This window comes from Massilia consociata (assembly GCF_042432755.1).
Classification (GTDB): domain Bacteria; phylum Pseudomonadota; class Gammaproteobacteria; order Burkholderiales; family Burkholderiaceae_D; genus Telluria; species Telluria consociata.
In genome coordinates this window covers 76962-98869 of record NZ_JBHLWP010000009.1, presented here as the reverse complement: position 1 = coordinate 98869, position 21908 = coordinate 76962, and the positions used below count along the sequence as shown (strand labels likewise).

22 protein-coding genes are annotated in these 21908 nt (G+C 68.1%); 3 read left to right on the top strand and 19 right to left on the bottom strand.

Going from position 1 to position 21908, the window contains the following annotated elements; translation table 11 throughout:
* Positions 1-63 precede the first annotated feature (63 nt).
* The 16 genes from ACFFJK_RS07490 to ACFFJK_RS07415 form a co-directional block, all read right to left on the bottom strand.
* Positions 64-1197 (bottom strand): tetratricopeptide repeat protein, encoded by a 1134-nt coding sequence (locus ACFFJK_RS07490; protein ID WP_379678555.1) that lies wholly within the window; start codon positions 1195-1197, stop codon positions 64-66.
* Positions 1179-2069 (bottom strand): ExeA family protein, encoded by an 891-nt coding sequence (locus tag ACFFJK_RS07485; RefSeq protein WP_379678554.1) that lies wholly within the window; start codon positions 2067-2069, stop codon positions 1179-1181. Before ACFFJK_RS07485 ends, ACFFJK_RS07490 begins: the two co-directional genes overlap by 19 nt.
* Positions 2069-3865 carry a pilus (MSHA type) biogenesis protein MshL gene (gene mshL / locus ACFFJK_RS07480; RefSeq protein WP_446686050.1) on the bottom strand — a complete coding sequence of 599 codons (1797 nt, stop codon included), beginning with the start codon at positions 3863-3865 and terminating at the stop codon, positions 2069-2071. Before mshL ends, ACFFJK_RS07485 begins: the two co-directional genes overlap by 1 nt.
* Positions 3862-4284: a hypothetical protein gene (locus ACFFJK_RS07475; RefSeq protein ID WP_379678553.1), complete on the bottom strand. Its 423-nt coding sequence runs from the start codon at positions 4282-4284 to the stop codon at positions 3862-3864. Before ACFFJK_RS07475 ends, mshL begins: the two co-directional genes overlap by 4 nt.
* Positions 4281-5042: a hypothetical protein gene (locus ACFFJK_RS07470; protein WP_379678552.1), complete on the bottom strand. Its 762-nt coding sequence runs from the start codon at positions 5040-5042 to the stop codon at positions 4281-4283. The genes ACFFJK_RS07475 and ACFFJK_RS07470 overlap by 4 nt, the downstream gene beginning before the upstream one ends.
* Complete coding sequence (locus tag ACFFJK_RS07465; protein WP_379678551.1) at positions 5039-5677, bottom strand: PilN domain-containing protein; 639 nt, start codon at positions 5675-5677, stop codon at positions 5039-5041. Before ACFFJK_RS07465 ends, ACFFJK_RS07470 begins: the two co-directional genes overlap by 4 nt.
* Positions 5674-6612 (bottom strand): type IV pilus biogenesis protein PilM, encoded by a 939-nt coding sequence (gene pilM, locus ACFFJK_RS07460; RefSeq protein WP_379678550.1) that lies wholly within the window; start codon positions 6610-6612, stop codon positions 5674-5676. Before pilM ends, ACFFJK_RS07465 begins: the two co-directional genes overlap by 4 nt.
* A gap of 135 nt (positions 6613-6747) precedes the next feature.
* Positions 6748-9798, bottom strand: coding sequence for a DUF6701 domain-containing protein (locus ACFFJK_RS07455; RefSeq protein ID WP_379678549.1), 3051 nt, complete (start codon positions 9796-9798; stop codon positions 6748-6750).
* Positions 9795-10256, bottom strand: coding sequence for a pilus assembly PilX family protein (locus ACFFJK_RS07450; RefSeq protein ID WP_379678548.1), 462 nt, complete (start codon positions 10254-10256; stop codon positions 9795-9797). Before ACFFJK_RS07450 ends, ACFFJK_RS07455 begins: the two co-directional genes overlap by 4 nt.
* A complete protein-coding gene (locus tag ACFFJK_RS07445; RefSeq protein WP_379678547.1) occupies positions 10253-11143 on the bottom strand; it encodes a prepilin-type N-terminal cleavage/methylation domain-containing protein in 891 nt (296 codons plus the stop codon). The genes ACFFJK_RS07450 and ACFFJK_RS07445 overlap by 4 nt, the downstream gene beginning before the upstream one ends.
* A gap of 11 nt (positions 11144-11154) precedes the next feature.
* Positions 11155-11748 carry a type IV pilus modification PilV family protein gene (locus ACFFJK_RS07440; RefSeq protein WP_379678546.1) on the bottom strand — a complete coding sequence of 198 codons (594 nt, stop codon included), beginning with the start codon at positions 11746-11748 and terminating at the stop codon, positions 11155-11157.
* On the bottom strand, positions 11738-12271 hold the full coding sequence (locus tag ACFFJK_RS07435; protein ID WP_379678545.1) for a GspH/FimT family pseudopilin: 534 nt from the start codon (positions 12269-12271) through the stop codon (positions 11738-11740). Before ACFFJK_RS07435 ends, ACFFJK_RS07440 begins: the two co-directional genes overlap by 11 nt.
* Positions 12272-12326: 55 nt before the next feature.
* On the bottom strand, positions 12327-12809 hold the full coding sequence (locus ACFFJK_RS07430; RefSeq protein ID WP_379678544.1) for a type II secretion system protein: 483 nt from the start codon (positions 12807-12809) through the stop codon (positions 12327-12329).
* Positions 12810-12850: 41 nt separating this feature from the next.
* Complete coding sequence (locus ACFFJK_RS07425) at positions 12851-13363, bottom strand: hypothetical protein (protein ID WP_379678543.1); 513 nt, start codon at positions 13361-13363, stop codon at positions 12851-12853.
* Complete coding sequence (locus tag ACFFJK_RS07420; RefSeq protein ID WP_379678541.1) at positions 13363-14604, bottom strand: type II secretion system F family protein; 1242 nt, start codon at positions 14602-14604, stop codon at positions 13363-13365. The genes ACFFJK_RS07425 and ACFFJK_RS07420 overlap by 1 nt, the downstream gene beginning before the upstream one ends.
* On the bottom strand, positions 14604-16307 hold the full coding sequence (locus ACFFJK_RS07415) for a GspE/PulE family protein (protein ID WP_379678540.1): 1704 nt from the start codon (positions 16305-16307) through the stop codon (positions 14604-14606). Before ACFFJK_RS07415 ends, ACFFJK_RS07420 begins: the two co-directional genes overlap by 1 nt.
* A 155-nt stretch (positions 16308-16462) precedes the next feature.
* On the opposite strand from ACFFJK_RS07415, the gene ACFFJK_RS07410 reads away from it, so the two are divergent.
* The 3 genes from ACFFJK_RS07410 to ACFFJK_RS07400 all read left to right on the top strand — a co-directional run bounded on the left by ACFFJK_RS07410 (position 16463) and on the right by ACFFJK_RS07400 (position 19596).
* On the top strand, positions 16463-17185 hold the full coding sequence (locus tag ACFFJK_RS07410; protein WP_379678538.1) for a histidine phosphatase family protein: 723 nt from the start codon (positions 16463-16465) through the stop codon (positions 17183-17185).
* Between the two features lie 84 nt (positions 17186-17269).
* Positions 17270-18337, top strand: coding sequence for a phosphotransferase (locus tag ACFFJK_RS07405; protein ID WP_379678537.1), 1068 nt, complete (start codon positions 17270-17272; stop codon positions 18335-18337).
* Positions 18338-18363: 26 nt separating this feature from the next.
* Complete coding sequence (locus ACFFJK_RS07400; protein ID WP_379678536.1) at positions 18364-19596, top strand: acyl-CoA dehydrogenase family protein; 1233 nt, start codon at positions 18364-18366, stop codon at positions 19594-19596.
* A gap of 205 nt (positions 19597-19801) precedes the next feature.
* Here ACFFJK_RS07400 and ACFFJK_RS07395 read toward each other — a convergent pair whose 3' ends face one another.
* The 3 genes from ACFFJK_RS07395 to ACFFJK_RS07385 are packed head-to-tail and all read right to left on the bottom strand — an operon-like array spanning position 19802 to position 21907.
* On the bottom strand, positions 19802-20257 hold the full coding sequence (locus tag ACFFJK_RS07395; RefSeq protein WP_379678535.1) for a MaoC family dehydratase: 456 nt from the start codon (positions 20255-20257) through the stop codon (positions 19802-19804).
* Entirely contained in the window at positions 20250-20762 is a 513-nt protein-coding gene (locus tag ACFFJK_RS07390) for a MaoC family dehydratase (RefSeq protein WP_379678534.1), read from the bottom strand. The genes ACFFJK_RS07395 and ACFFJK_RS07390 overlap by 8 nt, the downstream gene beginning before the upstream one ends.
* Positions 20759-21907: an acyl-CoA dehydrogenase family protein gene (locus ACFFJK_RS07385; protein WP_379678533.1), complete on the bottom strand. Its 1149-nt coding sequence runs from the start codon at positions 21905-21907 to the stop codon at positions 20759-20761. Before ACFFJK_RS07385 ends, ACFFJK_RS07390 begins: the two co-directional genes overlap by 4 nt.
* Position 21908: the final 1 nt, after the last annotated feature.

The following is a 21908-nucleotide window of genomic DNA, read 5'->3' as shown; positions in this document are numbered from 1 at the left end:
GTCCTCCCGCCCACGCTCTCGGATCGAGCGTGCGATAACCCGGCGCGGGCAGCCCGCGTACTTTCAACGCACCAGTTGCTTGAGCTTGCGCTCGACGAAGCCCTGCAGTTCCGGCGACAACGTCCCGCTGTCCAGCGCCTTCTGCAGCGCGCCGGCCGCTTCCGGGCCGCGCTTCTCGGCCTGCAGCGAAATGCCCAGGCCCATCCACCACACCCCGTTCTGCGGCGCCGTCCGCAGCGCCGCCTGGTAATGTTCGACCGCCTCGCGGTGGCGCCCCTCGTGCTGCAGCGCCCCGGCCAGGAAGGCGTGGTACTCCCCGTTCCCGGCCGCGTACGGCAAGGTGCGCAGCAGCGTATCGATCCCCGGGCTGCCGCGCTCGAGCTGCAGGCGCGCCAGCAGCATCGCCATTGCCGGCTGACGCGGGTCGAGCGCCAGCGCGGCGCCGAGCTGGCGTATCGCTTCCTCCGGACGCTTCGCCTCCATCAGCAGCGACACCAGGGTTTGGCGCGAGGCCTCGTGGCGCGGGTCGGACTTCAGGGCCGCCTGCAGGGTGGCCATGGCCTCGGTGACGCGGCCGTCTTCCAGGCTGGCCAGGGCGCGGCGATACGCATTCTCGGCGCGCTGCGCCGGGGTTTCCACCCGGCCTTCCTTCACGGGAAACGCCTTCGCGGGAGCAGGCGCGCGTTCGGCGCGCGGCGCTGCCGGCGCACGGGACGCCGTCGGCGCGCCAGGCCGGTCGGCCCTTGCCGCCTGTTTCGCCGCAGGCTTCGGTGCGGCTACGGCCTCGGCTTCGAACAGCGGGCCCTCCTGCATTGCAGCTGAGGGAAGCGCCGCAACCTGGGCTATATCCTCGCGTGGCGGCACCGGGATCTCGATCGCCACGACCGGTGCGGGTATCGAGGGCGCCGGCTGCACGGCGGCCGGGACGACTGGCGAGGCGATGGCCGCCCCACCTGCCGGCACGGAAGCCGCCACCCCGGCCGGGGCCTTGCCGAGCAGGTGCCAGCCGGCGGCGCCCAGCAGCGCGACCGTCGCGACCGCGCCGGCGACCACGGCCACGCGCCGCGACGGCAGGCTGCGCTCGGGCGGCGGCACCGGCCTGATGTCGGACGGTAGCGGGTCCGCGCCCGGCTGGCCGGCGCGGGCGTCCAGGTCCTGCAGCATCCGGTTGATGAGGCTCATCGTGCGAACACCCATGCCAGCCCGGCGGCCATCGATGCCGCCGCGGCGCCGCCTGCGAGCCAGGTCCGGATCCTGCGCTGCGCGCCGATGGTATCGAGCGCCGCGGTGGCCACATGGCTGCCCGCGACCTCGTGCCTGCCCTGGCCGTAGCTGAGCATCATGGCCTTGTGCGCCATGATGTTGACCAGGCGCGGCACGCCGCCGCTGGCCTTGTACAGGCCGCGGATGGCTGCCCGCGTGAACAGGCGCGCGCCGGTGAAGCCTGCCACGCGCAGGCGGTGCGCTACGTAGTAATCCAGGTCGTCGCGGCTGAGCGCGCCCAGGTGGTAGTGGAAAGTGATGCGCTGGGCCAGCTGGCGGATCGATTCCAGTTCCAGCTTGCGGTTCAGTTCCGGCTGGCCGAACAGCACGATCTGCAGCAGCTTGCGCTTCTCGGTTTCCAGGTTGGTCAGCAGGCGCAGCGCCTCCAGGCTCTCCACGGGGATGGCCTGGGCCTCGTCCAGGCACAGCACGACGCGCAGGCCCTGGCCGGCCAGCTCCAGCAGGCGCAGGTTGATCGCCTTGAGCAGCCGGTGCTGGTCGACATCCCGGTCCAGCGCGATTTCCAGCTCGTCGGCCAGCGCCAGCATCAGGGTGCGCGGCTCCAGGTAGGGATTCGGGATGTAGGCCGTGACGAAGCCCTCGCCCAGCGTGGACATGAACTTGCGGCACAACAGGGTTTTGCCGGTGCCGACTTCGCCGGTGATCTTGATGAAGCCCTCGCCGCTGCGCGCGGCCACCAGCAGCGTGTTCAACGCTTCCTGCGAGCGGGCGCTGCCGAAGAAGAAGCTGGTGTCCGGCGTGATCCCGAACGGCAGCTCGCGCAGGCCGAAGTGGGCTGCGTACATTACCTGCGCCCCCGCGGGTCGAGCTGCTCGATGCGCCGGCCGGCGTCGAGCAGGTCCTGGCTCCAGTCGTTGGCGCCTTCGACGATGGTCGGCTTGATCAAGACCACCAGCTCGCGCTTCTGGCTGACGCGCTTCTTGTTGCGCAGCAGCGCGCCCAGCACCGGCACCCGGTCCGCCCCCGGCAATTGGTCGACGTCGCCCGACGAGACCTGGCGCATCAGGCCGCCGATCGCGACCACCTGCCCGCTCTGGCCGCGCACGATGCTGTCCAGTTCCGAGGTCGCGGATGCCGCCAGCGGCAGGGTCAGGGTGCCCGCCGAACCGAGATCGACGTTCTTGTTGATGGTGGAGACCTGGCTCACCGATGGATGCACGTGCAGCAGGATGTTGCCCTTGTCGTCGATCTGCGGCGTGACATCCAGCACCACGCCCGAGAAGAACGGCTGCAGGGTCACGCTCGGGGTGACGGTGCTGCCGCTGTCGTTGGTGTTGATGGTGTTGGTCACGCCGGTGACGAAGAACTCGTCGGTGCCGATCTTGAGCACGGCCTTCTGGTTGTTCATCGCCGCCACGCGCGGGCTGGAGAGCACGTGCACCTGGCCCTGCGACTCCAGGAAGGAAATCAGGGCCGCGAAGTTATTGGTCTGGAACGCGAAACCGAACAGCGAGCCGGCCGCCGTCGCCGCGTTGGACAGCGAGAAGCCGGTGCTCGCGCTCAAGCCGCTCCCGTTGTCGATCGGGGCCGGCTGGCCGCCCTGCCAGGGCAGCGGCGCCAAATTGGCGCCCGGGGCGATCATGCCGCCCGAGACCCGGTTCGGGTGCGAGCTCCTGATCGAGGCGAACGAGGCCCAGTTGATGCCGCTCTGGAAGCTGTCGTTCAGCTCCACCTCGAGGATCTTCGCTTCCAGGATCACCTGGCGGTCCACCGCCAGCTGGGTCGCCTTGAGGTAGGCGTCGACGCTGCGCAGTTCGTCCGGCATGGCGCGGATCACCAGCACGCCCGACTGCGGGCTGATCACGACGCTGCGGCCGCCCTCCTTCGAGCCGACGATGGCTTCCAGCGCGGCCCTCAGCTCGCCCCAGAAGTCGTTCTCGGAGGTGGTCCGGATGTCGGTGCTGTCCAGTTGCACGTTGCCGCTGCCGTTCGGGTCCAGGCCGCGGTCGTTGTTCCCGGTGTTCTGGCCGCTGGCCAGGCTGGTGCCGTTGCGGTTGAGGTTGTTGCCGGCGTCGGCCACCGAGGTCGAGCTCACGCGCACGTTCGACATGCCGCGCCGCTTGGCGGTCAGGTAGTTCACCTGAAACATGCGGGTCTGGATGGTGAGCGGGCGGATCGTGATGCGGGTGCCGTCGATCTTGTAGTCGTAGCCGTACATCTCGCGGATCGCCTCGAGCGTCTCGGCGATGGTCACGTCCTTCAGGTTGGCGCTGATGCTGCCCGAGACGTCGGGATGGACCAGCATGTTGTAGCGGGTGCCGGCCACGATCGAGCGGAAGAACTGCTGCGCGGGCACGTTGTTGAAGGAGACGTTGAAGCGTTCCTCGAGCGCGGGCCGCGCCTTCGGCAGCTGGGTGGCGAGCGCGCTGGCCGAGGGCAGCAAGGCGTTGGCGACCGCCTCGTCCACCGCCGGGGCGGCCACCGGCCTGGCCTGGGCCTTGGCCATCTCCTTGCCGATCGCGTCGTAGGTTTCGTGCTGCGGCGCGGTCTGGCAACCGGACAGCAGGAGCGCGCCGGCAACGGCGCCCGACATCAGGGAGAGCTTGTTCATCATGGTCAGGGGCATCAGGCGATTCGTCATTGGGCCGCGCGCGTCATGCCGGCAACGGTGGCCGCCTGCGCGTCCAGGCGCAGCACCTGGCGTTCGCGTCCGCGCACCAGCTCGACTTCGGTCTCGGTCATGCGTGCAACCCGCGCACCACGGAAGCTCCCGCCCAGGCGCACGGTTTCGCCGTCGATCACGGCGATGTGGCGCCCGCCGGCGCGCGGCGAGACCAGGACCGACTGCAGCCGCGGCAGGCCGTCGGCGGCGCCCTCGGCGCGGCTGGCGTCGAGCGCGGCCGGTGGACGGGTCGGGTCCGCCAGGGCCTGGGCCCGGGCCGGAAGGGTTGCCAGGAGGCCGGCCAGCATGACCGCAAACAGCGGGCCGGCCAGCATTGTCAGGGGCAAGGTCAGGGGCAAGGTCAGGGGCAATCTCAAGGGCAAATTCAGGGTTTTCACAGCTTCATCCATTTCCGGTCCAGACTCAGGGTATGCAGCGTCAGCGTCAACCGGGAGGCCGGATACTCCTCCACCTCGAGCTGGGCCCGGCCCCAGAACAGCCGGGTCGGCATCGACTCGAGCGCGCTCATGTAATCGACCATGTCGAGATAATTCCCGCGCACCGTCACTTCGACGCCGTGGCGGTACAGCAGCCCGGTGCCGGCCTTGAGCGCGCCGGCCGTGCCTTCCTGCGCCGCATCGACCAGCCGCGCCGCGCCGGCCGCGTCTTCCCGCAGCGGCCCGGCAGGGGTGACAGCCGCGGCGACAGGCGCCGGCGGCGTGCCCGGCGAGCTCAGGGCCTCGACCGGCAGCGTGCGCATCGACACCAGCTTCAGGCGCGCGTTCGCGCGCAGGATGGTGTCGATGAGCGGGGCCATCTGTTCGGGCGGGACCAGGCCGTGCTCCATCGCCAGCAGCGCCTCGCCCAGGGCGGCTGTTTCCTGCCTGATGGCTTCCAGTTTCTGGCGCGCCGGCGCGTCCGGGTCGACCTGGTAGGCCTGGACCTTGGCGGTGATCTCGCCGTCCAGTCCCATCAGGTTGTTGCGCTGCTGGCTGATCTGCTCGCGCAGCAGGTCCTGCTCGCGGTAGATCGGGCCCAGCACCATGCTGTGGCCGACGAACACGATCACCGCGGCGGCAGCGGCGAACAGCAGGCCGCGCTCGCGCAGGGTGAGCGCGTCGACGCGCGCCGCCAGGGCCAGGATGCGCCCCTTCATTTGCGCGCCTCCTCGGGCACGGACTGCAGGCTGAATTCGACGTACGGGGCGCTCGCCTGCGCGCCGCTGCCGCTCCCGGCCGGCGCCGCGGCCTGGCTGATCGACAGGCTGGCAAAGGACTTACCCTGCATCAGGGGCTCCTGGGTCAGGCGGCGCAGGTAGCCGGGTACCGTGGCCGGGTCGGTGGTGCGGCCGCGGATGCCGATGTCCTTGCCGGCGCCGGACACGGACACGCCGGTCAGCCACAGGCCGGGCGCGCTCTGGCGCGCCAGGGCCTTGAAGTAGCCCGCGTAGCCGCTGGTATCGCCCAGCTCGCCGCGCTCGATCACGCGCGCGATGTTGCGCAGCGCCGCCTGCTGGGCTTGCGCCTCGGCGATCTCGGCGTCAAGCCCCAGGTCCTTCTGGCGCGGCGCGAACTCCGCATTGACGCCGGCAAGCCGCGCCTGCTTCTGCTCCAGGCGCGCCGCGCCGGCCCTGGCTTCGGCCTCCAGGTGCGCGGTCTGCACCTTGCCGTAGCTGGCCAGCGCGGCCAGGCCGCCCACCAGCACGGCTAGCGACAATGCCATGGTCCCCGCGGACAGGACTTTTTTTTGCGGCTGGAACAGCGGGTTGAACAGGTTGATCTGCTGGCTCATGCCTCCTCCTCCTCGCGCAGGGCGGCGCCGAGCGCGATGAAGAAGCGCTGCTGCATGGCCGCGTCGAGCAGTCCCGGTACGCGGCTCAGGTCGAACAGCGCGCCCAGGTCGAGGGTTTCGACCGGCGTATACAGGTTGCTCGACAGGTAGTCGTCCAGGCCGCTCACGGGCGACGGACCGAGGACCAGCTTGGCGATGCTGATGAAGGAATACTGGCGTTCGAAGTTGTCGAGCGAGCGCTGGAGTTCCAGGGTGATGCGGTCGAAGCTGGCATGCCTGCGCTCGTGGTCCGGGTCGAGCAGCTGGTCGAGGGGAAGGTCGATGCGGCGCGAGAGGTACAGCTCGCCGCGGTAGGTGACGGTCAGCAGGCCGCCTTCCTGGCCGAACGAGAGCATGGCCACGCCGCGGCTCTCGGGGGCGACCAGGGCCGAGATGTTCCGTTGGGCCATTTCAGGAATATCGATGACGCTGAGCCCGACCTTCGCATCGAGGAACAGTTGCTGGCGCGGCTGGATGACGCTGTTGCGCGCGGCCACCACGAACACCGACTGCTGGGCGCGCATCTGGACGGTGGCGTCGACTGGAATGTCGAGCACGTCGACGGTCGCTTCGGTGACCGGGAAATCCAGGATGTCCTTCAGGCGCCAGCGCACCGCGGTCTTCATCTCCTCGCGCGGCACGTTCGGCGCCTCGAGGTTGATCAACTGGTAATCGCCCGCCGCTAGCAGGGTCGCGCAGCGGTAGGCGCCGGCGTTCGCTTCGCGCGCGGCCTTTTCCAGCAGGGCGGCGCCTGGCTGGCCCGGCAGGAAGTGGGCGAAGCGCACCATCGGCATCCCGTCGGCGACGCGCTTGATGCTGGTGGCCGCCATCCCATCCTTCTGGACGGCGATGGCCAGCCAGCCATCTTTTTTCTTGACTCTCTTAAAAAAACGCATGCAAGCGGTGATCGCGGAAATGATTTCAGTACGGCAAAGACTTGATTATATTCAAGCCGCGCCAAAACCGATCACAAAAAGTCGCTTTTCCCCGAAAACAATGCGCTTTTAGGCTCCTTTGCCACGATTCCGTTGTCAATACATCTCGCGGATGTAGATGACCGGGCTGTTGAACTGGCCGAAGCTGGCGCGTCCGATGGTGCTCGGCAGGTATTCGTACCCATTGACGAACAGGTCGACGCTGCCGTTCCGGTCCACCGGCGCCAGCACGAGGCTTGCCCGGCCGGCCGCCAGCGCCGGTAACCTGACCGTGCCGGTATTCGTCGCGGCGCCGGCAAGCTTGATGCCGGGATAACAGCTGGAATCGGTGGCGGACACGCGCAAGCCCCGGCGGCAGCCTGAGAACTCCACCCCCCCCACGGGCGCCTCGGTCACCGCCGCCAGGTGGTTGTTCTCCCAGGCCAGGCCGCTCCAGAACTGCGCGTGCAGCGGCACCGGCGTTTTCGACAAGGCGCCGCCGATCACGTTCCCCACCATCAGGCGGCCGTTGACGACCATGATGCCGCCCTCGGCGCCGTTGCGGGAACTGATCTCGCGCGCCTCCTGGCCGCCTGCCGTCCTGCGCAGCTCTTTCGCAACGGCGCGCACATGCACGGCCGTCGGCGCCGTCCAGCCACGCGTGCCCGCCCTGGCATCCCAGGGGACCGGCAGCTGGAACGCGACCAGGCGGTCGGTCGCCTGGTCGGGAACCTGCTGGGTGGCCTGCGCGGGCTGCTTGTCGACCAGTGGGCCAAGCACGTTCCCGGCTTCGCCGGGAGCACTGACGGCGCTCAGGGCGATGTCGCGCACGAAGGGGAACCGGTAGCGTTTCAGCGGGCTGCCATTACGGCCGTAGGGGACGACCGTGACGTCGAATGCCTGGCCGGAGAAAGTCGCCCTCGAGATCGGGTGCGGCGCCTGTGCCGGGCAGTTCATGCGTTTCAGGCAGGCGAAGTTCTGCGCCGCGTCGGTCTTGAAGTAAGCCGGATAGAAGCGGCCGACGTCGACATAATGGCTGTCCGTGCCGCCGATCTGGGTCGCTTTTCCGGTCTCGGGATCGATGGCGCCCAGGTAGCCCTTCACGACCGGTGCGAGGCTGGCGATGCCGGCCTCGTTCCAGGCATAGGTCCGGGCGACTTCCCCCGGTCCGGCCGCGTCCCACTCGCCCAGCTGTTGCAGCAACTCCTGGTCCAGCTCGCTGCCGCGCACGAGCAGGCCGAGCCGGCCGGACAGTGCATGGGCGCCGGTCTCCCTGCCGAAGTTCGGCAGCGCAACGCTCGGGTCGACCCCATAGGCGGAGACGACCGCGAGGAAGGGCTCGCCCGCCTCGGCAAAGGCCGGGTCCGTCAGGGCGATCGAGCCGGGATTCGGCGTGAACACATTGCCCGGATCGGGGCGCAGGTAGCGCGCCCGCAGCGACTTGGGAATCGAGGCGAAGCTCGCCTTGGAGACGTTGCCGGCGCTGTCGCGCATGCGCAGGGTGACGATGCCGGCATCCGGATAGTAGAACTCGGCCGCCCTGGAAACCTGGTTGGCGGCGAAATCCAGCTTTGCCTCCGCGCCCCCGGTCGCACTGGCCGCGGTGTCGTTCGGCACGCAGGTATCGAGCGCCGCGCCGGCATAGCTGGCTCTGGTTCCGGCCGTCCGGCCCGGGTTATTGCACTCGAGGCTGAAGCGCACCGTGTGGCTCGTCGCCTGCGTGGTGCTGACCGGCTTGGCCACGCCGGCCACCGCATGGGTGACGTAGATCGTGGGTTTGCTGCCGGCGATGACCGGACCCGTAAACAGTGCGCAACCGGTCCCGGAAGACTTGATGACGGTGTCGGCCAGGCACGGACCGACCGTCAGCGCGAAGGGTTCCAGGCTCGGCAGCGGTTTGCCGGCGTCGCTTTCGACCGTCGAGCTGTTGTTGTCCGGATTGCCGTCGGCGGTGCCGGTTACCACGGCCGTGTTCGTGATCTTCCCTTCGCCCGTGATCCGCGCCTTGACCTGCACGCTGGCCGTGGCCCCGGCCGCCAGTTCCTTGTCGTAGCTGCAGGAGACGGTGCGCTCGGCCAGCTTGCAGGTCCAGTCGGTGCCGCCCGCCGACACATAGGTCAGGGCGGCCGGCAGTTCGTCCTTGACCACGACCTTGCTGTCGCCGCGCGCGCCGTAGTTGGTCACGGCCAGGGTATAGGTGATCTCGTTGCCGGGCTTGAACTCTCCCGATTGGGTTTTCTTGATGCCCAGGTCGGCAGGCTTGGACGGCAGCGCCGCGATCGCCGTCCCGAGCAGCACACGGTCGTTGGCGGTGGTGAAGACCGCCCTGGCCTGCGCGGGGGACGCCGGCGGACGGGCCAGGTTGACGATATCGAAGTCGATGCCGGCCGAGTTCTCGTCCGAATTGGCGCCGCTCTTGGAGTTGAACGCGTTGTCCTTCTGGATGAAGGGCTCGTCGCGCAGCAGCTCGCCGCCAAAGCTGACATGGTCGCCCTTCTGCTGGCCGGTCTTGTCGCCTTCCCAGACGATGTAGCCGAACCGGCCGGCGCCGGTGTTGTTCGCAGGCGGCGTGTAGTGCGACATATCCACCGTCACGGAACTGTTCTTGATGGCCTGCAGGCCTTCATACACGTTGACGGTACGGTAGCGCTCGGACGCGTGGGAGTACACCACCACCAGCGCGAACCCGGCCACCATCGCGTTTTCCTTCTGCTTGTTCGAGCAGTAGATGTCGGCGGTCGACACGCTCAGGCCGCCGAAGGTGAACGCGGTCTTGCCCTGGACCAGGGATGTGACGTCCGCGGCGGCGGCGAAATACGTCAGGCCGTCGATCGACGAGCTATAACGGCGCTCGGGCGGCGCCGTGACCGTCGTATTGTTGAGCAGTACCGAGGGGTCGATTGCGCCGGTGCCGGCCCAGTACAGAATCGCGGACAGGACGTTGGCGCCGGCGGGCAGCTTGATGCCGGCCTGCGCGCTGGCATCGAGGTCGCAGGCCTTGGACCCGCCGCTTTTGCTCTGCAGGCTGGCCTGGGTACCCGCGAAATTGATGTTGCCCTCGAAGGACTTGGCCAGGGCCAGCGACTGGGCCGCCGCCGGGGTAGCCGAGGCAGCGGCGAGGACGCCGGCGCACAGGGCCGCGCGGGTGAAGTTCAGCACGGTGTTCATATCTCTACCTCGAGCCTGCGTTGTACATAATCGGGACGGTTGGTGGCCTTGCCGTCGCATGCGCCGTTGACCGGCTGGTTACAGGCCACCGCGGCGATCCGCCAGCGCATCAGCGGATCGCCGTCGGCATCTTTCAACGAGTCGATCGGCCTGCAGCTCACGGTCACGCGAAAGCTTCCCAGCACGCTGGTGTCCGGAAAGCCGAAGGAATTGGTCGCCGCGCAGCGCCCCTGGCGCAGCTGTTCGTACAGGCCCCATTCGATTCCGGCCCGCGCCGCCTGGTAGGCCTTGGCGCCCTCGACATCCAGGCTGGAGCTGGCCTGCTGCGAGGTGAACAGGGTCACGGAGGCGACGCCGAGGCCGGCCAGCACGACCAGCAGAAAGATCGCGGTGACCAGGCCGACGCCGGCCTGGCGCGCACGGCTTGCAAGGGGCGCAGGACGGGCGATGCGCTTCATGGCGTGTTGTCCACGTGGACCTGGTTGACCAGGCGGATCCGGGAATCGCGGTCGTTGGCCAGCTGCAGCGCAAGGTTCATGATCACCAGCGCGCTGCGGCGGGTGATGTCGCTGCCGTAACGGAAGATCTGGCCGCACGCGGCGACATGCGTGGCGATGACGGCGCGCCGCGGCGCACCTTGCGGCGGCAGGTTCTGGCCGGCGGCGATCGGATAATCCCAGTAGCGCGCCAGCACGTTGCTGCCGTCGGGCGCCGTCTCGCAGGCATAGCTAACGGGGCCGGTCACGACCTGGAAGCGGTTGCTGGGCGAACGCATCGTCGTGGTTTGCCGGGCGAACGGGTTGCTCTCCATCGTGATGACCGGGTTGTCGGCGGAACTCTCGTCGACGTCGACGACCATGGCGATGTTGTTGTCGATGCCATTGCGCCTGTATTCGTAGGCATCCGAGGGCGAAGCCCCGCCGCCGAGGTTGTAGACGACGATGAAGTCGCCCCGTTCGATGCGGCGCATGGTGCCGCCGACCGCGGTGAATCGATGTTCGTTCTCGTTGTCGAAATCGAGGACCGGAAAGCCCTCGACGTCGTCGTCGAGGGTCAGGTAGCGTCCGCCGGTCCTGGTCAGCAGGAACTCGACCGCGCTGCCGTCGTCGCTCACGCGCACGCTGTTGGGCAGCGCCAGGCGCAGGTCGCGCGCCATGCGGCGCAGCGCCAGGTCGGCCTCGTCGCTGGCGGCCGCGCGCGCAGCCGTGTCGGCATAGCCCTGCACCGGCGCGCGGATGAACACGGCGACGATCGCGCCGATGATGCCGACGATGACGATCACCAGGATCGCCTCGATCAGCGTGAAGCCGCGTGCGCGGGCGCTCAGGGGTTGCGGGGAATTCATCAGCGGCGCACTCACAGGAAGTTCGGCGCGTAGCGCGTGCGGTAGCCGTCGAGCACGATCGCCTCGCTCCCGTAGCGCACTTCGACCCGGATGCGCAGCACGTCGACGTCGGCCGACGTGGCGTCCGCAAGCGGGATGCCGCCGATCGACTCGGGCGTGACCGTCACGGTGGCGGCATAGCCCGCGACATTCATGGGTTCCCCATTGGCGTCCAGCAGCTGCCCGTCGGCGCCGTTGAAGCGGCTCTCGGCCCTGCCCGCGGCGCTGACGTAGTCGTTGATGTTGTCGAAGGGACGGGAACCGCCCGGTTCGGGACCCCAGTTCTCCGGGACGTCGCAGTCTGCGCTGCCCGTCACGTCCTCGTCGCCGGCCCGGGCCGCGCTCGGATCGCAGAAGGTGAACTTGGCCAGCTGGACTTCCTCGAGCAGGCCTTCGGCGATCATCAGTGCCTGCTTGTGGCGCAGCGGATCGGCACTGCCCTTGGTGGTGAGGTTCAGCACCCCGATGACGGCGGCCAGGGCCACGCCGACGATCATGATAAACATGATCATCTCGATCAGGGTCAGGCCGGCCTGGCCCCGGCTGAAGGCCGGCTTAGCGGACATAGCCGGTCTCCGGCGTCACCGACACGGTGCGCGATTCGCCCGCGCTGGCGATGGTCAGCACGAGGCCGTCGAAACTGCCGCCTGTCGTGGCAGGACGCCCGAGGCCGTCGAAGCTGAATGCGCTCATCGGGACCGAGCGGGACAGTTGCACGCCCTCGGGCCGGGCGATGCAGTACCAGCCGCCGAACCGGCAATGGGTATCGGAAGATGGCCCGCCGATGCTGTTGCCGGGGGTAGGCACCAGGCTGACCGGCGCGCAATCGACCCGCGGCGCGTCATAGCACAGGGCGATGCGCTTGTCGTCGAGCATGACGTATACCGGGGCATTGCGCGCGATGGCCGTCTTCTGGGCGTAGCGCAGCAGCGCACTGGTTTGGTCGGCGAAGGCCGCGGCGTCGAAGCCGCGGCGGTCGAAGAAGCGGCTGGCGGCGAAGGCCGAGAGGATGCCGACGAGGACGATCACGATGATCAGTTCGACCATCGTGAAGCCACCCTGGCGGCCCTTCTTCATTTGACCGGACATGGAATGTGCGATGACTGCCAAGATGGAGGCGGCGCCAGTCTGGCCTCAACGATACTTAGTTGCAGTTCTCCGACTTGTCGGTGATCGACGGCGCTTTGTTGGCCTCGGTCGGGGCCTTGTAGGTCACGAAGCATACGCCTTTGTTGCTTTCCGAAACGCCTTTCGGACGAACCGTCAGCGAAGCGTCGTCATAGCTGAAATCGTAGTCATTCGCGCCGAGGCCGGCCACTGCGGCGAACTGGTCAGCAGTTGCTTTGGTGTTTGCTTGCGGATAACCGTGAACCATCGTCACGGGCAGACCTTCCATGTCGATGGCAGCATCCGGCTTGTTGGTGATCAAGGATTTCGCATGCGTCATCGCGGAAGCGGATGCGATCGCGCCCTTCGCGGCCTTCAGGCTGGCGGCGCGTGCATCGCCGCCGAGGTCCGCAAACTTCGGCAGCGCGGTCGCAGCCAGGATGCCCAGGATGACGATCACGACGATCAGCTCGATCAGGGTAAAGCCGCCCTGCGCGCCCTTGTTGGAAAATTTGTTCATATGGTTCTCTCCGTGGAAGTGGTGCGGATCGTGCCGCGGTCTTAATGTTGATGGCCCGTGGCCTCGACTTCGTCGATGACCAGTGCGCCGTGGATCCCGCTCCGACCGCTACCGCCGACCGGATGAGATGAACTGGACAATTTTACCTTGAATTTGAGCAAGTTTGATGTCCCAGAAGCAAAACTGTCGTTACTTAGCAAATAGTTGACCGTCCTGTCGGTCCGGTCGAAGAACCACGCGCCCCGGCGCAGGCTCGCCATGTCCGGCGAATAGTATTCGCCGAGGTAGTTCGGCGGCAGCCTGCCGAGCCAGGTCATCGGGTTCTCTTCCGTCAACGCGAGCACGGCATCGTGGCTGCCCAGCGTGCCGAGCTGCACCGCGCGCGCCACCAGCGCCGTGCGCAGGGCCCCGACCACGTGGTAGGCGGCGGTGCGCTCGGACTGCGCGCGCCAGGCAAGCAGGTGGCCCAGCAGCGCGCCCGCCAGCAGCGCCACGATGGCGGCGCAGACCGCGAACTCGAAGCGGCTTGCCCCGCGCTGACGGCCCGGCCTCATCATTTGCCTCCGTGCAGGGCCGCCCGGCCCAGGTCCCAGATCGGCAGGAAGATGCCCAGCGCCAGGATCAGCACCATCACGCCCAGGAAGGTGATCAGGATCGGCTCGATCTGGCTCGACAGGGTCTTGAGTTCGTAGTCGACCTCGCGCTCGTACATCTGCGCGATCTCGTCCATCAGGTCGTCGAGCGAACCGGACTCCTCGCCCACCGCGATCATCTGCAGCACGATCGGGGTGAACACGTTGGCGGCCGTGGACGTGCGCAGGATGCTCTCGCCGCGCTCGACGCCGTCGCGCATCTGCTCGATGCGCGCGCTCAGGTAGGCGTTGTCGGCCGTCTGCGCAACCACCGTCAGGGCCTGCACGATCGGCACCCCGCTGCGGGTCGAGAGCGCGAAACTGCGGGCGAAGCGCGCCATGGTCGCCTTGTGGATGATCTTGCCCGCGATCGGCAGGCGCAGCTTGTGCTTGTCCCAGGCCATCCGTCCCTTGGGCGTGGCGACCCAGGAGCGCAAGCCGAACACGGCGCCCGCCATCATGGCCGCCAGGGCCGGCCAGTAGGCGACCGTGAAATCCGAGGTCGCAAGCAGGATCCGCGTCATCAGCGGCAGCTCGGCATTGAAGGACTTGAACACCGACGCGAACTGCGGAATCACGAACATGTTCACGATCACCATCGCGATCACCATCGCGATCACGACGAAGGTCGGGTAGCGCAGCGCGGTCTTGACGCGCTCGCGCATGTCGCGGTCGAATTCGAGGTGGTCGAACAGGCGCAGGAACACTTCCTCCAGGCGGCCCGTCATCTCCCCCACCCGCACCATCGACAGGTAGAACGGCGTGAACACGGCCGGGTGGCGCGCCATCGCCACCGACAGCTCGCGGCCCGAGTCGAGCGACTCGCGCAAGTCCTTGACCACCTTGCCGAACGACTTGTTGATGGCGGATTCCTGCAGGCCCGCCAGCCCGCGCATGATCGGCACGCCCGACTTGAGCAGGGTGTAGAGCTGGCGGCTGAACAGCTGCACGTCCATCGACGTGATCTTCTTCTCGGTCAGGCGCGCCCACAGCCCTTCCCCGCCCTCGTTCGAGCCGGGGCCCTTGCGGCTGGGGTGGATTTCGATCGGCGTGGCCCCGCTGCCGAACAGCTGGTCGGCGACGGCGCCGCTGTCGGCGCCTTCGAGGATGCCCTGCAGCAGTTCGCCGCGGGCGTTCCTGGCCTTGTAGGCGAAGTACGGCATCAGTCGTCGAGCTGGTTACTGATGCGCATCGCTTCGGCGATGGTCGTGCGGCCCTGCACCGCCAGGCTCACGCCATGGCGGCGCAGCGTCTCGCCTTCCATCTCGGCATGCGCCACCTTGAGGAAATGGCCCGGGTCCGGGTGGTTGACGGCTTCGGTCACGGCGCGCGTCATCTCCAGCAGTTCGTAGACGCCGGTACGGCCGCGGAACCCCGTGCCGTTGCAGTGCGAGCAGCCTTTCCCGTGGAAGAACTGGGTCGACACGGCGCGCTCGCCCAGCTCCTGGAGCACCCAGGTCAGCTCGGCCGGTGTCGGCCGGTAGGGCGTGGTGCAGCTCTCGCAGATCACGCGCACCAGGCGCTGGGCCAGCACGGCCTGCAGCGAGCCGCCTACCATGTAGCGCGGCACGCCCATGTCCATCAGGCGCAGCGGGGTCGAGGCGGCGGAATTGGTGTGCAGGGTCGACAGCACCAGGTGGCCGGTCATGGCGGCGCGCAGGCCGATCTGGGCGGTTTCCTGGTCGCGCATCTCGCCCACCAGCACGATGTCCGGGTCCTGGCGCAGCGCCGAGCGCAGCACGCGGGCGAACGACAGGTCGATCTTGTCGTTGACCTGCACCTGGTTCACGCCCTTGAGTCGGTATTCGACCGGGTCTTCCACCGTGATCAGCTTCTTCTCCACCGAATTCAGTTCGGCCAGGGCGCTGTACAGGGTGGTGGTCTTGCCGCTGCCGGTCGGCCCGGTCACCAGCACCAGGCCGTTGGGGCGCTGCACCAGCGCGCGGAAGCGCTCCACCAAGCGCGCCGGCATGCCGATCGCGTCCAGCCGCAGCGTGGTGCCGCCCTGGTTCAGCAGACGCATGACCACCGACTCGCCATATTGCGTCGGCATGGTCGAGATACGCACGTCGATGCGCTGGTTGCGCACCTTCACCGCGAAGCGGCCGTCCTGCGGCAGGCGTTTTTCCGAGATGTCGAGGTCGGCCATGAGCTTCAGGCGCAGCGCCAGCGGCGTGGCCACCTTGATGTCGGCTTCGGTCTGCAGGTGCAGCACGCCGTCGATGCGGAAGCGGATCTGCAGGCGGCCGTCCTGCGGTTCGATGTGGATGTCGGAGGCGCGCACCTGGGCCGCGTCGTCGAACACCGACTGCAGCAGCTTGACGATCGGCGCCTCTTCCAGGCCCGGATTGGCGGCCAGGGCGCCGAAGTCGATCGAGGTGTCGCCCAGGTCCTGTTCGACCTCGCGCGCGAAGTCGGTGATCTGGTCGGTGCGGCGGTAGATGCGGTCGATCGCGGCCAGCACTTCGGTCTCGTTGACGACCGCCAGCTCCACGCCCTTTCTCAACAGGCGCGCGATCTCGTCATAGGCGAACAGGTCGGTCGGGTCGGACACGCCCACCAGCATGGTTTCGCGGCGGTCTTCCAGCACCAGCGCGCGGAAGCGCCGCGCCGCCGTTTCCGGCAACAGGCGCACCAGCTCGGCGTTGATGTTGTAGAACTTGAGGTTGATGTAGGGGATGTTGAGCTGGCGTGCCAGTGCGCCCGAGATCTGCTCCTCGGTGACGAATCCGCTTTCGACGAACACGCGGCCCAGCTTGCGCCCGGTGCGCTTCTGGTCCGCCAGCGCCTGGTTCAGCTGGTCTTCCGACAGCAGCTTTTGCTGGATCAGCACTTCGCCGAGGCGAATTTTTTCCGGCCTTGCCATGAACATCCCTTGTAGTTATATCTTGCAACGAACATTTTATGTCAGAACCAAAGAAAATTGATCTGTGGAATTACATGGCGAGAGACAACTGTGGCCGTTTCGCCTCGCGCGCGAGCTTCGCGTGTAAGATCGCCAACACGACACAAGGAGACCGCATGCCCGAACCCGACACCCGCCCCCGGCGCCGTCGCATCTACCTGATGCGCCATGGCAGCGTGACCTACTTCGACGACAGCGGCAGGCCCTACCTGCCCGAGACCGTGCCCCTCAACGAGGCCGGGCAGGCGCAGGCCGACGCCGCGGGCCGCGCCTTTTACGATGCCGGCGTACGCTTCGACCGCGTCATCGTGTCCGGCCTGCCGCGCACCGTCGAGACGGCGCTACGGGTATTGGCTGCCAGCGGCCAGGCGTCCGAACCCGCGCTCGTTCCCGAAACCTGGCCGGAACTGCACGAAATCCGCGGCGGGCGCCTGTCCGCCATTCCCACCCACGCATTGCGGCGCGCCTTCACCGGCGCCTTCGAAGGCCTGGTGGACGAGGAGCAGCGCTTCCTGGGCGGCGAATCGGTCGGCGAGATGATGGACAGGGTCCACCCGGCCATCGACCGGCTGCGCGCCCAGCCGGAGTGGGACACGGTGCTGCTGGTCCTGCACGGCGGCGTGAACTGCGCGATCCTGTCGCTTGCCCTCACCGGCCAGCGCCTGTTCCTGGGCGGCCTGGCCCAGGCGGCCGGCTGCATCAACGCGCTCGACGTCGGCGAGGACCCGGCCGACTGGGTGGTCCGCTTCGTCAACCATGTGCCGCCACAGCCATTGCAGCCGGGCGCGCGCACCACGACGATGGAGCAGTTGTTCGAGCAATACCGCAAGGGCCGCTGAACTTTCGGCCAGAAATAGCACGCCCGTACATTTACCTGGCGGTTCAGGCTAGAATGAAGAACAACCGACAATCATGGAGACGCGATGTACGAGGAGATGATGGGCACCAAGCCGGTGTCCGAACGCCAGAAATTCGACGTCGAGGCCCTGGGCGCCTGGCTGGCGGCGAACGTGGATGGCTTTCCCGCAGGCCCCCTGCTGGTCGAGCAGTTCAGGGGCGGCCAGTCGAACCCCACTTTCAAGGTCAGCGCCGACGGCAGGCACTACGTGCTGCGCACCAAGCCCGGCCCCGCCGCCAGGCTGTTGCCCTCGGCCCACGCCATCGACCGCGAGTACCGCGTGATGAACGCGCTGCACGGGGCCGGCTTCCCGGTGCCGCGCCAGCTGGCCCTGTGCCTGGACGAAGCGGTGATCGGCCGCGCCTTCTTCCTGATGGAGTTCGTCGAAGGCCGGGTGCTGTGGGACCAGTCGCTGCCCGGCATGAGCGTCGACGAGCGCGCCGCCATCTACGACGAGCAGAACCGCGTCATCGCCCAGCTCCACACGGCGGACTACGCCGCCCTCGGGCTGGGCGACTACGGCAAGCCCGGCAATTATTTCGCGCGCCAGATCGAGCGCTGGACGAAGCAGTACCAGGCATCGAGCACCGAGCCGATCGAAGCCATGGACCGCCTGATCGACTGGCTGCCGCAGCACATCCCGCCGGGCGACGACACCGCCATCGTGCATGGCGACTACCGTCTCGACAACATGATCTTCCACCCCACCGAGCCGCGCATCCTGGCCGTGCTCGACTGGGAACTGTCGACGCTGGGCCACCCCTTCGCCGACTTCTCCTATCACTGCATGAGCTGGCACATCCCGCCGGGACGTTTCCGCGGCATCGCGGGCCTGGACCTGCAAGCCCTCGGCATCCCGACGATGGAACAGTACGTGGCGCGCTACTGCGAGCGCACCGGAAAAACCATCCGTACCGAGGACTTCGACTTCTACCTGGCCTACAACATGTTCCGCCTGGCCGGGATCATGCAGGGCATCATGAAGCGCTACGTGGACGGCACCGCTTCCAGTGCACAGGCCCTGGAGAACGGCAAGGCGGCACGGCCAATGGCCGAGATGGCCTGGGCTTTCGCTTCGCGCAGCCGCGGCTGAAGCATCAACGAGGACAAGGACACCACATGGATTTCGCCTATTCGGAGCGCTGCAAGGAGCTGCAGGCGCGCCTGCTCGCCTTCATGGATGAACACATCTACCCCAACGAACGCGCCTACGGCGAGGAGATCGCCGCCAATGCGCGCGACAAGGGCACGCGCTGGCTGCCGCTGGCGCTCATCGAACGGCTCAAGCCGCTCGCGCGCGAAGCCGGCCTCTGGAACCTGTTCCTGCCGAGATCGGCGCGCGCGCCGGAAGGCCTGTCGAACCTCGACTACGCCCCGCTGTGCGAGATCATGGGCCGCGTGCCCTGGGCGCCCGAAGTCTTCAACTGTTCGGCGCCGGACACCGGGAACATGGAAACGCTGGAGCGCTACGCATCGGAGGACATCAAGCGCCAATGGCTGGAGCCGCTGCTGCGCGGCGAGATCCGCTCGGCATTCGCCATGACCGAGCCGGATGTCGCGTCGTCCGATGCGACCAACATCGCCACCCGTATCGAGCGCGTGGGAGGCGACTACGTGATCAACGGCCACAAATGGTGGATCTCCGGTGCCGGCGATCCGCGCTGCAAGGTCTTCATCGTGATGGGCAAGACCGACCCGCAGGCGGCCCGCCACCAGCAGCAGTCGATGATCGTGGTGCCGGCCGACGCGCCGGGCATCACCATCGTGCGTCCGCTGCCGGTGTTCGGCTACGACGACGCCCCGCACGGGCACTGCGAAATCCTGTTCGAGAACGTGCGCGTGCCGGCCTCGAACATGCTGCTGGGCGAAGGCCGCGGCTTCGAGATTGCCCAGGGCCGCCTGGGGCCGGGCCGCATCCACCACTGCATGCGCGCCATCGGCGTGGCCGAACGTGCACTGGAACTGATGTGCAGGCGGCTGGACAGCCGGGTCGCGTTCGGGCGCAAGATCTCCGAGCAGGGCGTCTGGCGCGAGCGCATCGCCGAGTCGCGCATCCGCATCGACACCGCACGCCTGCTGACGCTCAAGGCCGCCTGGATGATGGATACAGTGGGCAACAAGCACGCGCAGGCCGAGATCGCGATGATCAAGGTACTGGCGCCGACCGTGGCGCAGGACGTGCTGGACTGGGCGATCCAGGCGCACGGCGCGGCCGGCGTATCGGAGGAGTTCCCGCTGGCCTGGCAGTGGGCCGGGAACCGCGCGCTGCGCCTGGCCGACGGGCCGGACGAGGTACACCGCAATGCGATTGCGAAGCTGGAACTGGCGAAGTACGCCAGGCGGGAAGCGTGAGCTCCAGCCGCGCCTCCGGGGTCGTCGATTCGTAGGGTGGGCGGCTCCACCCTGCAATGTAAACGGCGAGTGTCGTGTGCGCCGCCCACGCGTCCAAGCGGAACTTGAATAGCGTTCGCTCTGCTCGAAGGAGAGATGAACGCGTGGGCGGCATCCGTGCAACGGGTTGTTCGCGCGCCCAGGTGGAGCCGCCCACCCTACAGATTCAAGCGTAGGCGCGCACCAGGAACTCGGCGGCGCAGACCGGCCGTGTGCCGCCCTCGCTGTCGACCGTCACGTCCCAGGTGAGCTGCAGCCCGCCCTCGATCGGCTCCGCCGCCCCCAGCGTCCAGCGCCCGCGCACCCGGCTACCCGCCGGCAGTGGCGCCGGGAAGCGCACCTTGTTGAGCCCATAATTCAGTCCCATGCGCATGCCCTCGATGACCAGCGCGCTTTCCAGCATCGCAGGCAGCAGCGACAGGGTCAGGAAGCCGTGCGCCACCGGCGCGCGAAACGGGGACTCGCGCGCGCAGCGCGCCGGGTCCGTATGGATCCACTGGCGGTCCTCGGTGGCCTCGGCGAAGGCGTCGACGCGGTCCTGGCCGACGGTGAACCAGCCGGACACCGCCACCTCGGCGCCGACCAGGCCGGGCAGGCCGGCAAAGCTCAGGCGTTCAGGCATGGTCGCTTCCTCCGCTGCCCGGCTCGGTAGCGGGCCGCCGTCCGAACATGCCCATCCCCTCGATGGTGCAGATTTCCTCGCCGTGCTGGTTGCTTGCGACCCACTTCGACCACACCACGCCGCGGTCCGGCTTCGAGTCCGAGGCCTTGACCCGGGTGGTGAGGTAGCGCACCCGCAAGGTGTCGCCGGCGCGCAGCGGCCGCAGCCAGCGCACGCCGTCCAGCCCCGGCGAGCCCATGCTCGACGCGGAGCACATCAGGCCGTCCACCACCATCCGCATCATCATGCTGCAGGTATGCCAGCCGCTGGCGATCACGCCGCCGTAGATCGAGGCGCTGGCCGCCTCGCGGTCGACGTGGAAGGGCTGCGGGTCGAATTCGCGCGCGAAGGCGACGATTTCTTCCTCGGTCACGGTGCGCTCGCCCAGGTCGATCTCCTGCCCCGGATGGAAGTCCTCGAAGTACCACTGCCTGGCCGGCAGCTCCCTGACGGCCGCCCCGCTCATGCGGCCTCCCGGAAACCGGGCTGCGCGACGAAGCGGGCCAGGTGGTGGTCGCGGTCGCCCAGCGTCAGGTCGATCATGGTCAGGCGCTTGAAGTAGTGCGCCGCCGCCAGTTCATCGGTCACGCCCATGCCGCCATGCAGCTGCACCGCCTGCTGGCCGATGAAGCGTGCGGCCTGGCCGACGCGGTATTTGGCCGCCGACACCACGCGGCGGCGCTCGCCCGCGTCAGGGGACGCGAGCGTGACCGCGGCCAGCAGCGCCATCGAGCGCGCCTGCTCCAGGTGCATATACATGTCCGCCATGCGGTGCTGCAGCGCCTGGAACTTGCCGATCGGAACGCCGAACTGCTGGCGCGTCTTGAGGTAGTCCAGCGTGGCGTCGAACAGCGCTTCCATCGCGCCGAGGGCTTCGGCGCACAGCAGGCCGGCGCCGTAGTCGGAAGCCGCGTCCAGGATGTCCCAGCCGGCGCCCGGCTGGCCGACGAGGGCGCCGGCCGGCAGCTCCACGCCATCGAAGCGCACGTCGGCGGCGCGCAGGCCGTCGAGGGTGCGGTAGCCGGTCACCTGCACGCCGGGGGTGTCGCACGGCACGGCGAACAGCGTGATGCCTGCCTCGTCGCGCTGCCCGCCCGTGCTGCGCGCGGACACCACCAGGACGTCCGCCTCGGCCCCATGGAGCACCGCCTTCTTTTCGCCCGACAGGCGCCAGCGGCTATCCGCGCCCTCCACACGGGTGGCATGGGTGGCGATATCGCGCAGGTCGTGGCGCGACTGGCGCTCGCCGAGCGCGCAGGCCAGTTTCAGGTCGCCGGCGGCGACCTGCTCCAGCAAGGGCGCATGCGCGCCGCCCAGCTTCAGGAACTGCGCGCCCAGCACGGTCGCGAAATACGGCTCGACCACCAGGCCGCGTCCCAGCTCGCGCATGACGACGAACATGTCCACGGCACTGCCGCTGAACCCGCCCTGCTCCTCCGGCACCGGCAAGGCCGTCATGCCCAGCTCCACCAGCGTGGCCCAGGCCTGGGCGGACGTACCCTGGGGCGAGGCCACGATGGCGCGGCGCTGCTCGAACCCGTAGTCGCGCCCGATCCAGCGCTTGAGCGCATCGGCGAACTGGAGCTGCTCTTCCTTGAAATTGAAGTTCATG

Excerpts from the sequence above, each read along its gene's own strand:
- ACFFJK_RS07490 (WP_379678555.1), bottom strand. The coding sequence starts at position 1,197 with ATGGGTGTTCGCACGATGAGCCTCATCAACCGGATGCTGCAGGACCTG.
- ACFFJK_RS07485 (WP_379678554.1), bottom strand. The coding sequence starts at position 2,069 with ATGTACGCAGCCCACTTCGGCCTGCGCGAGCTGCCGTTCGGGATCACG.
- mshL (WP_446686050.1), bottom strand. The coding sequence starts at position 3,865 with ATGACGAATCGCCTGATGCCCCTGACCATGATGAACAAGCTCTCCCTG.
- ACFFJK_RS07470 (WP_379678552.1), bottom strand. The coding sequence starts at position 5,042 with ATGAAGGGGCGCATCCTGGCCCTGGCGGCGCGCGTCGACGCGCTCACC.
- ACFFJK_RS07465 (WP_379678551.1), bottom strand. The coding sequence starts at position 5,677 with ATGAGCCAGCAGATCAACCTGTTCAACCCGCTGTTCCAGCCGCAAAAA.
- pilM (WP_379678550.1), bottom strand. The coding sequence starts at position 6,612 with ATGCGTTTTTTTAAGAGAGTCAAGAAAAAAGATGGCTGGCTGGCCATC.
- ACFFJK_RS07455 (WP_379678549.1), bottom strand. The coding sequence starts at position 9,798 with ATGAACACCGTGCTGAACTTCACCCGCGCGGCCCTGTGCGCCGGCGTC.
- ACFFJK_RS07450 (WP_379678548.1), bottom strand. The coding sequence starts at position 10,256 with ATGAAGCGCATCGCCCGTCCTGCGCCCCTTGCAAGCCGTGCGCGCCAG.
- ACFFJK_RS07445 (WP_379678547.1), bottom strand. The coding sequence starts at position 11,143 with ATGAATTCCCCGCAACCCCTGAGCGCCCGCGCACGCGGCTTCACGCTG.
- ACFFJK_RS07440 (WP_379678546.1), bottom strand. The coding sequence starts at position 11,748 with ATGTCCGCTAAGCCGGCCTTCAGCCGGGGCCAGGCCGGCCTGACCCTG.
- ACFFJK_RS07435 (WP_379678545.1), bottom strand. The coding sequence starts at position 12,271 with ATGTCCGGTCAAATGAAGAAGGGCCGCCAGGGTGGCTTCACGATGGTC.
- ACFFJK_RS07430 (WP_379678544.1), bottom strand. The coding sequence starts at position 12,809 with ATGAACAAATTTTCCAACAAGGGCGCGCAGGGCGGCTTTACCCTGATC.
- ACFFJK_RS07425 (WP_379678543.1), bottom strand. The coding sequence starts at position 13,363 with ATGAGGCCGGGCCGTCAGCGCGGGGCAAGCCGCTTCGAGTTCGCGGTC.
- ACFFJK_RS07420 (WP_379678541.1), bottom strand. The coding sequence starts at position 14,604 with ATGCCGTACTTCGCCTACAAGGCCAGGAACGCCCGCGGCGAACTGCTG.
- ACFFJK_RS07415 (WP_379678540.1), bottom strand. The coding sequence starts at position 16,307 with ATGGCAAGGCCGGAAAAAATTCGCCTCGGCGAAGTGCTGATCCAGCAA.
- ACFFJK_RS07410 (WP_379678538.1), top strand. The coding sequence starts at position 16,463 with ATGCCCGAACCCGACACCCGCCCCCGGCGCCGTCGCATCTACCTGATG.
- ACFFJK_RS07405 (WP_379678537.1), top strand. The coding sequence starts at position 17,270 with ATGTACGAGGAGATGATGGGCACCAAGCCGGTGTCCGAACGCCAGAAA.
- ACFFJK_RS07400 (WP_379678536.1), top strand. The coding sequence starts at position 18,364 with ATGGATTTCGCCTATTCGGAGCGCTGCAAGGAGCTGCAGGCGCGCCTG.
- ACFFJK_RS07395 (WP_379678535.1), bottom strand. The coding sequence starts at position 20,257 with ATGCCTGAACGCCTGAGCTTTGCCGGCCTGCCCGGCCTGGTCGGCGCC.
- ACFFJK_RS07390 (WP_379678534.1), bottom strand. The coding sequence starts at position 20,762 with ATGAGCGGGGCGGCCGTCAGGGAGCTGCCGGCCAGGCAGTGGTACTTC.
- ACFFJK_RS07385 (WP_379678533.1), bottom strand. The coding sequence starts at position 21,907 with ATGAACTTCAATTTCAAGGAAGAGCAGCTCCAGTTCGCCGATGCGCTC.